This is a genomic window from Kribbella turkmenica (assembly GCF_004348725.1).
Classification (GTDB): domain Bacteria; phylum Actinomycetota; class Actinomycetes; order Propionibacteriales; family Kribbellaceae; genus Kribbella; species Kribbella turkmenica.
The window spans coordinates 1-5,872 of the sequence record NZ_SMKR01000272.1 but is presented as its reverse complement, the minus strand read 5'-3'; the positions used below and the strand labels follow the sequence as shown (position 1 = coordinate 5,872).

6 protein-coding genes and 1 pseudogene are annotated in these 5,872 nt (G+C 67.8%); 5 read left to right on the top strand and 2 right to left on the bottom strand.

Going from position 1 to position 5,872, the window contains the following annotated elements; translation table 11 throughout:
• Nucleotides 1-753 precede the first annotated feature (753 nt).
• Genes E1218_RS34690 through E1218_RS34680 form a run of 3 tightly spaced genes read left to right on the top strand, consistent with a single transcriptional unit; the run spans nt 754 to nt 3,085 of the window.
• Nucleotides 754-1,242 carry a CorA family divalent cation transporter gene (locus tag E1218_RS34690; RefSeq protein ID WP_233712672.1) on the top strand — a complete coding sequence of 163 codons (489 nt, stop codon included), beginning with the start codon at nt 754-756 and terminating at the stop codon, nt 1,240-1,242.
• Nucleotides 1,243-1,259: 17 nt separating this feature from the next.
• A complete protein-coding gene (locus tag E1218_RS34685; protein WP_132327272.1) occupies nt 1,260-1,898 on the top strand; it encodes an RNA polymerase sigma factor in 639 nt (212 codons plus the stop codon).
• A complete protein-coding gene (locus E1218_RS34680; RefSeq protein ID WP_132327271.1) occupies nt 1,895-3,085 on the top strand; it encodes a hypothetical protein in 1,191 nt (396 codons plus the stop codon). Before E1218_RS34685 ends, E1218_RS34680 begins: the two co-directional genes overlap by 4 nt.
• 328 nt (nt 3,086-3,413) lie before the next feature.
• Here the strand turns inward: E1218_RS34680 and E1218_RS38405 are convergent, their stop codons facing one another.
• Together E1218_RS38405 and E1218_RS34670 are read right to left on the bottom strand one after the other, a co-directional pair.
• On the bottom strand, nt 3,414-3,629 hold the full coding sequence (locus E1218_RS38405) for a recombinase family protein (protein ID WP_202866362.1): 216 nt from the start codon (nt 3,627-3,629) through the stop codon (nt 3,414-3,416).
• A 119-nt stretch (nt 3,630-3,748) separates the two neighbouring features.
• Nucleotides 3,749-4,441, bottom strand: a complete 693-nt coding sequence (locus tag E1218_RS34670) for a class I SAM-dependent methyltransferase (RefSeq protein ID WP_165949553.1) — start codon at nt 4,439-4,441, stop codon at nt 3,749-3,751.
• A 242-nt stretch (nt 4,442-4,683) separates the two neighbouring features.
• Between E1218_RS34670 and E1218_RS34665 the strand changes: the two genes are divergently transcribed.
• Complete coding sequence (locus tag E1218_RS34665) at nt 4,684-5,247, top strand: dihydrofolate reductase family protein (protein ID WP_132327269.1); 564 nt, start codon at nt 4,684-4,686, stop codon at nt 5,245-5,247.
• Between the two features lie 383 nt (nt 5,248-5,630).
• Nucleotides 5,631-5,872: pseudogene (locus E1218_RS34660) on the top strand (dihydrofolate reductase family protein); the annotation flags it as partial.

Here is a 5,872-nt window from a genome sequence, read left to right as displayed (position 1 = left end):
ACTGCGACCGCCCCGCCAACACCGCCGTGATCACCAACCGCCGCTTCGACACCCCCGAAACATCCCGCCCCCACACCTATTCCGATGACTTGAGACACCCCATTCCGATGTCCTGAACCACAACACCACACCCTCCGCCACACCCTCCGCTCGACCGGCGCCGAATCGCCTTCTGACCTGCGAAAACGCGGCGCGGTAGGCCAACTTTTGCCTGTCCGGTTGTGGCCGGTCAGTATCGGGAGATGTCGGCCATTCGTGCCCTATGCGTGCCCTCGTATGAACTCATGGCGCGTCCCCAGACGGTGCCGGACGAGATCCGCATTGCGACCCCACCCCCTGGTGTTCCAGCCGGTTCCGGACAGGCTGAAACACCAGGGGGTGCCCGTGCGCATCGGCCCAGTTGGCCAACCGCCCGCTGGTCAAGCCCCTCGCCCCGGACTGGCCAAGGGCATCTGTCAGAAGTAGCCAACGTGATAGCCGTGCGCGATGATCTCCGCAAACGCGCGCCACCTTGGGTCGCCGCCAGTGAGGAATGGTGAGACTGTCCGATGAGATGCAGTCGGGGGAGGACACGGCACCGCTACCGCAGTCGCCATTCGGCAAACGTTGCCCGAGGTACACGTCGGCGACTGCAATCAGGATCACACCCTTGTGTGGCCCAATGCTCCACGACCCGGCACGAGCTGGAGCAGCGGGCGTCGGTCCCTCGGCCACGGCCCGGCCGCCGTGCTGTGGGCGATCTGCGACGCGGTCGTGGATGGGTACGAGGGGGTCGCCGCCGCGGTCGAGGTCGACGTGGACGAGGTGGAGTCGTCGGTGTTCTCGCCGGAGCGGACCAGTGACGCCGAGCGGATCTACAAGCCGAAGCGCGAGGTGATGGAGATGCGCCGCGCGGTCGGGCCGCTGAAGGAGCCGCTGGAGGCGTTCTCGCACGGCACCGTCCCGCTGGTCAGCCGGGAGGCGGCGCCGTTCTTCCGCGATGTGGTCGACCATGTGGTTCGGGTCTCGGTCCAGCAGAACGACGACATGCGCCGGATCTCCGCCTGGGTCGCGATCGCCGCCGTACCGACCGCGCTGGCCGGGATCTGGGGGATGAACTTCGAGAACATGCCCGAGCTGAAGTGGCACTTCGGGTACTTCGCGGTGACGGGTCTGACGACCGGCTGCTGCGTGGTGATGTACGCCCCGTTCCGGCGGGCCTGGCTGGCTGTAGAGAATTGGCCGGAGACGCCGCCGGGGTAGCCGGACATGGAACGGGCATGACGTCATCGCCTGTCGCCGGCTCCGGCCCACCGCGCGTCCTCCGGCTGGCCGACCAGCCCGAGGCCCCTGCCACCGTTCCGGCCGCGGACGAGGTGCGGTTCCGGGAGCTGTTCGAGAGCAACTACCGGCAGCTGATCGGATACGCGCTCCGCCGGGTGACCTCGGCCGACGACGCCACCGACCTGGTCGCCGACACCCTGCTGGTCGCCTGGCGGCGACTCTCCGAGGTCCCCGACGACGGCACCGAACGGCTCTGGTTGTACGGCGTCGCGCGCCGTGTCCTGGCCAACCACCGGCGCGGCGCGATCCGGCGCGAACGGCTCGGCGACCGGCTCCGGCACGAGCTGCACCAGATCGTCCCGGACCCGGCCGACGCCAGCGATTCCGCGGTCGTGGTCCGGGCCGCGATGGCCCGGCTCGGCGACGACGACCGGGAGCTGCTGATGCTGACCAGCTGGGACGGCCTGGAGCCGCGCGAGGCCGCCGTGGTCCTCGGTGTGCCCGCGCGCATAGTCCGTACCAGGCTTCATCGGGCCCGCGGCCGGCTGCGGAAACTTCTCGGAGACGCCTTCAGCACAGGCGGACATGAACGGGACGACAACCACCCCGCGCCATCAGCTCAGGAGGAGCGATGAACGACCACGAGCTCGACCGGCTGATCGCGCAGGCCGACCCGTTCGGCGCCGACCAGGTTCGGCGGCTGCCGGCCAGTGGCGCCGGCGCCGAGCTACTGGAGGAGATCTTGACCACCACCGAACCCACCCCGACCGCCCGCCGGCGCCGCCCGATCCTGATCGCCGGGGTGGCCGCGGCCGCGGTGGCCGCGGTCACGATCGGCGGCGTGCTGATCCCGGAGGACCACCCGGCCGCCTCCGTCGTGCCCGGCGCACCGGCTCCCGCCTACGCCGCCGAGGTCCGCGCGATCGCCGAGGCGAACTCCCGGATTCTGCTCGGCGACGGCTGGAAGATCGTCCGCGTCTCCGACTTCAGCAAGAAGTACGGCGAGATGACCTTCGGCAAGGGCAAGCAGGAGGTTTCGATCGCCTGGTACCCCGCCAACGAGCATGCGTCATTGCTGGCTGACAGGGCCCGCGGCGGCAACAAGGTGCGCCAGGTCGAAGCGCTCGGCCGGAAGGCGACCCGGATCCAGTACCTCGGGCCCGAGAACAAGCCTGGCGGCACGGGGATGAACGGCAAACAGGTCCCCACCTACGCCAACCCGACGGCACCAGCCGGCAAGAACCTGGTCGAGAAGCCCGGCAAGCTTGTCCCGAGCACGGACTTCGCCACGATCCTGCCGCCGGGCGGCGCGGGCGGCGCGGGCGTCGCCGAGATCCGCGCCGACCTGGGCTCGGAGCGGGCGTACATGGACATGCTCGGCAAGGCTCGCACGGTCGACGTGACGACCTGGCTGGACGCGATGCCGCCGACGGTGGTGCGGCCGGAGGCGCGCCGCCAGGTGATCGACGAGATCCTCGCCGGCCTGCCGCTGCCGGCCGGCCTGGACAAGCAGAAGCTGTACCAGGGCGGCGTCGCCGACCGGTACCAGGTCGGCGCCAAGGTGACCGGCGCGGTGGCCTGCGGCTGGATCGGTCAGTGGGCGCAGGCCAAGAAGAACGGTGACGCCGCCAAGAAGGCCGAGGCCGCCAAGGCGCTGGCCGGCAGCCGGTCGTGGAAGATCCTGATCGAGATGAACAGCCAGGGCGACTTCCCGGAGACGATCTGGGAGTTCGCCGACTCGATCACCAAGCACGACGTGATCGACAGGGAAGGCAAGCCGGGCCGGCAGGACGAGTACAAGGAAGGCCTCGGCTGCGACTGAGCCGGGCGGTACCGGGCGTCGAGGGGCGTCCGGTACCGCCCCGCCAATCTCGCACAACCAGCCAGGCGCGCCGGATCCCGATCCCAGAACGTCTCGAACGCCACCGCACCAGCATGGCTAACACCTAGCCCATCACGTTTGCGGCTGATGACAGCGTCCTTACCAGCACGAACCTCGCGGGTTCAACCGGACTGAATGGATCTCGATGAGAACTCACGGCCTTGCGGCCGTCGCGGACACCGAACTGCGGTGGGTTCGCCGCCCGAGTCTGGAAGTTTGGGTTGTTCTACGGCTGTGGCTTATGCGCCGTCGGTGCACATGTACTCGTTCACCGAGCTATATCCCCAAGCGGCGACGTGGTGTGAGTAGGACGAGTCCCAGGCGCCGTTGTACACCCGCTGGTAGTAGCTGTGTCGGTCAGCCGGGGCCGGTCGGTGTTCTTCCCGCTGACCTTGTCCTCGAAGACCTTGTCGAGCTGGACGCCGTCGAGCTGGCGATCGGTGTTCTGGTCGAAAGTGCTGACTCGGATGTAGCCGACGATCATGGCTTCTCGGTCCGCTCCTGCACGAAATGTGTCAAGTAGAACTCTCAGACCTCGGTTGCGGCAGTCATTCGGGATTCTGCCCGGGCGTCGCCATCGCAACAGACTGCTGCGATGGCGACTCAGACAGCGCGCTCAGGACCGGTTGCGGTGGCGGTTGCGACAAGGATCATGTGGTTGTCGGTCATGTACGCCGTCGGGCTCCAGCCGCGGGAGCGCAGGTCGGACTCGAGTTCGTCGACGGTCCAGTACCGCTTCAGCACGCTGAACTGGCGCCCGTCGGCCAGCTGGCGCTGCTCCATTCGCCCGCCGGACGGTTGGGGCGACAGTGAAGCGCTGTCGATGACGAAGACCCGGCCGCCGGGTTTGAGCGCTGCCCGAATCCCGGCCCAGAACCCTGCCAGCCGATCGTCGGGGACGTGCGACAGCCAGTATGTGAACATCACCACGTCATACGACGCCGGCGCCGGACGCCAGCCGAACACATCGGCCACGACGTATTCGATGTTGAGTGGTGCCCCGGCGAGTCGGTCGCGGTTGTGCTCGAGGACCTCCGGTGATGCGTCGACGGCGGTGACTTGTTGGGCGTGTCCGACCAGGTGCCGGGTCCATAACCCGGTGCCGCAAGCCAGCTCGAGCACCCGTCCTGTCGGAGCGAAGTCGTGCAACGCTGCCTCGGCCTGGGCGACGTCGTGGAACCACTGCCGCTCGAGTTCGGGTGGCAGCGCATACCGTCCTCGACGGACCCACCACTCGTCGTACTCCCCGGCGCGCGCCCGGTAGTACTCGATCTGCTCGGCAACCGCGTCGTCCACCCCCGCGACGATAGTGCACCAGGAGCCGCTCACCAGGGTGCAGCCAACTGTTGTCGCCGAAGTTGCGATGACCACCGCCGAACTCAGATTGCGCATTGATCGATCAGTTTCTGCGCCGAGCCGCTCTAGACTCCCGAGCCCGACCGTTCGGAGAGACTCTTTGCGCCGGCTGTCGGATCCGAGGTGGGGTGTTCGTAGTAGTGGTGTGAGTTGCGACCCCTTCGACAGAAAGGCATGGCGCCATGCGGAAACTGATGTACGGCATGAATACGACCCTGGACGGCTACATCGCCGCGCCGGGCGACGACCTTGGCTGGAGCGGGGCGAGCGACGAGTTGTTCCAGTGGTGGCTCGACCAGGAGTTGGCGATCGGGCTGTTGATGTACGGGCGCAAGCTGTGGGAGGCGATGAGTTCCTACTGGCCGACCGGCGACCAGCAGCCCGACGCCACCCCGGCGCAGATCGAGTTCGCGCGGAACTGGCGGGACACGCCGAAGGTGGTGTTCTCCTCGACGATCGACAAAGTCGACTGGAACACCCGCCTGGTCACCGGCGACGCGGTCGCGGAGATCACCCGACTCAAGGCCGAGGACGGCGGGCCGATGAGGGTCGGTGGCGCCACGCTCGCCGGGGCGGCCATGCGGGCCGGGCTGGTCGACGAGTACGAGATCGTCACCCATCCGGTGCTGGTGGGTGACGGCACACCGTTCTTCACCGCGCTGGACAGCTGGGTGAACCTGAACCTGGTGGAGACGCGGACGTTTCCCGGCGGCGTGGTCCTGACCAGGTACGAGACAAGACGTTGAGCGACGGTGGCTCGGCGCACGCTCCCCGACATCAGGAGAGGGGTTCCACCAGTACCTGCCGTCGTGCCGTGTCGTGTGATCTGCGACTGGCGCGCGTGGCCGGCTGGTAAGCGTTGTTGCCGTGGCTCTCAGGATCAGGCAGTTAGCGAGTGGCCGCGCCGTTCGAGGACGGGGCTCGCGGCGCTCGGGCCGCGCCTTGATTCGATGACAGGTCAATTCGGCATTGCGGCGGGGACGGATCGGCACGATCGCGGCCGTCCTCGTGGGTTCGAATTCCACATCCTCCGCCTCTGTGCGAGGCGCGGTGTCGGATCGGGTGGCAACCGTTCGTAGGAGAGGTGAAAGGGCGCCCTTGGGGTGTCTCACCGGTCTAGGAGCACATCATGACTGCTACGTACACGTTCGACGTCTTTTCCAGCCTTGACGGTTTCGGGTCGCACACAGGTGAATGGGGTGGCTATTGGGGGAAGCAGGGGCCTGAGCTGCTCGGGCGGCGGTTGGAGTTGTACGGCGGGGATCATCGGATGGTGTTCGGGGCAACGACGTACCGGGCGCACGCGGAGATGCTGGCGGCGAGTCCGGAAGGGGCCGAGGCGCGGGACCCGTGGGTCATGCGGATGCGGGA

Excerpts from the sequence above, each read along its gene's own strand:
- E1218_RS34685 (WP_132327272.1), top strand. The coding sequence starts at position 1,260 with ATGACGTCATCGCCTGTCGCCGGCTCCGGCCCACCGCGCGTCCTCCGG.
- E1218_RS38405 (WP_202866362.1), bottom strand. The coding sequence starts at position 3,629 with ATGATCGTCGGCTACATCCGAGTCAGCACTTTCGACCAGAACACCGAT.
- E1218_RS34665 (WP_132327269.1), top strand. The coding sequence starts at position 4,684 with ATGCGGAAACTGATGTACGGCATGAATACGACCCTGGACGGCTACATC.
- E1218_RS34680 (WP_132327271.1), top strand. The coding sequence starts at position 1,895 with ATGAACGACCACGAGCTCGACCGGCTGATCGCGCAGGCCGACCCGTTC.